Source organism: Modestobacter lapidis, from assembly GCF_054780755.1.
In genome coordinates this window covers 1-1,669 of sequence record NZ_BAAGVS010000052.1, presented here as the reverse complement: position 1 = coordinate 1,669, position 1,669 = coordinate 1, and the positions used below count along the sequence as shown (strand labels likewise).

General features: G+C 70.8%; 1 protein-coding gene and 1 pseudogene. Both read left to right on the top strand.

All coding sequences use genetic code 11. From position 1 onward, the window contains the following. Window positions 1-263, top strand: a pseudogene (locus tag ACYVG5_RS21390) (methyl-accepting chemotaxis protein); the annotation flags it as partial. A 307-nt stretch (window positions 264-570) separates the two neighbouring features. Beyond that, on the top strand, window positions 571-1,669 hold a 1,099-nt coding region (locus tag ACYVG5_RS21385; RefSeq protein ID WP_460683534.1), incomplete at its 3' end, for a HAMP domain-containing protein.

The window sequence follows — 1,669 nt, the reverse complement described above, 5'->3', positions numbered from 1 at the left end:
TCTCGGAGGTGATCGGGTCGATCAACGATTTCCAGCTGACGATCGCCTCGGCGGTGGAGGAGCAGACGGCTACGACCAACGAGATGTCCCGGTCGGTGCAGGAGGCGGCCAGCGGGTCGGGTGAGATCGCCACGAACATCACCGGTGTCTCGGCTGCGGCGTCCTCGACCACGCAGGCGCTGGGTCAGACCCGGGTCGCGGTGGACGAGCTGTCCCGGATGGCCAGCGACTTGCGCACCACGGTCGGCCGCTTCACCTACTGACCCATTCCCGCACCGGCACGAGAGGCCGTCACCCCTTGCGGGGTGGCGGCCTCCTTGCATTTTCCTGGGTACTCGCCGATTGGCTCGCCTTGTCGACATGACGCTTCTCTCGAAAACGGTGACCAGCCTTTCTGGAACGGTTTCGGAACACGATGCGGAGGAATCGTTCCCGTAGCGCTCGTCCCCTGAGAATGGGGCCAGGGAATAGCCACCTGATCCGGCACCCCAGACCACGCGGTCGCCGTCCCGTCCCTTCCCCGGCGGGATGGCGACCGCGTCGATCCACCCACCTCCCAGGAGCCCCGTCATGAGCACCACCGCCCAGCCCACCGGGCGTCCCACTGCCGATCTCGCGTCCGGAGCGCGCCAGTGGGTGCGCGATCGTGGCATCGCCACGCGCATCGCCGCCCTGAGCGCCCTGCTGCTCATCGGGCTGATCGCCGTCGCCGGCACGGGCATCATCGGCTCGTCCCGGGTCAGTGACCTCAACGACCGGGCCACCGCCGCGGTGGGCGTGCAACGGGAGGTGGAAGCCGCCCGTTACCAGCTGCTCTGGGCGTCGAACTGGCAGAACATCACCGCCTGGCGGGCGCGCGTCGACGGCGGCGCGGTGGCCGCCGCCGAGGCAGGGGACAACGTGCCCCACTACCGGGACGGCGCCGAGGGCTTCGAGCGGCTCTTCGCCATCGACCGGACGCTGCTGGATCCCGCGGCCGGTGCCAGCCTGGACAGCATCGAGCAGAACTGGGCCACGATGAGCGACTACAACGACCAGATCTTCACGCTCTGGGCGCAGGGCCGGCTGGACGAGGGCGACGCGCTCTCGACCGGCGACAAGTGGGATGTCTTCTACGTGCTCGACCAGGCCATGACCGAGCTGGTCGACTCCGTGGACGCCCGGGTGGACAGCACCCGGGCCGAGGCGCGCCAGGCGGCCGCGGACACCGTGCGGGACATGGTCGTGGTCGCGGCCATCGCCCTGGTGCTGGGCGTCGCGCTGGCCACCGTCATCTCCGGACGCATCGTGCGCGGCATCCGCGCCGTCCAGACCGCGCTCGAGCGGGTCGCCGGCCGGGACCTCTCCGGCCGGCTCCCGGTGACCAGCCGGGACGAGCTCGGGCAGATGGCGCTCGCGCTCAACACCGCGACCGACAACATGGCCGGCGCCGTGGCCGACATCGCCGCGTCGGCGGATGCGGTGGCGGCGTCCTCGGAGGAGTTGTCGGCGTCCTCGGCGCAGATCTCGGCGTCGGCGGAGGAGACCAGCGCGCAGTCGGGTGTGGTGTCGGCGGCGGCGGAGGAGGTGTCCCGGAACGTGGGCACGGTGGCTGCGGGTGCGGAGGAGATGGGTGCCTCGATCCGGGAGATCAGCCAGAACGCGAACGAGGCGGCCCGGGTGGCGGCGA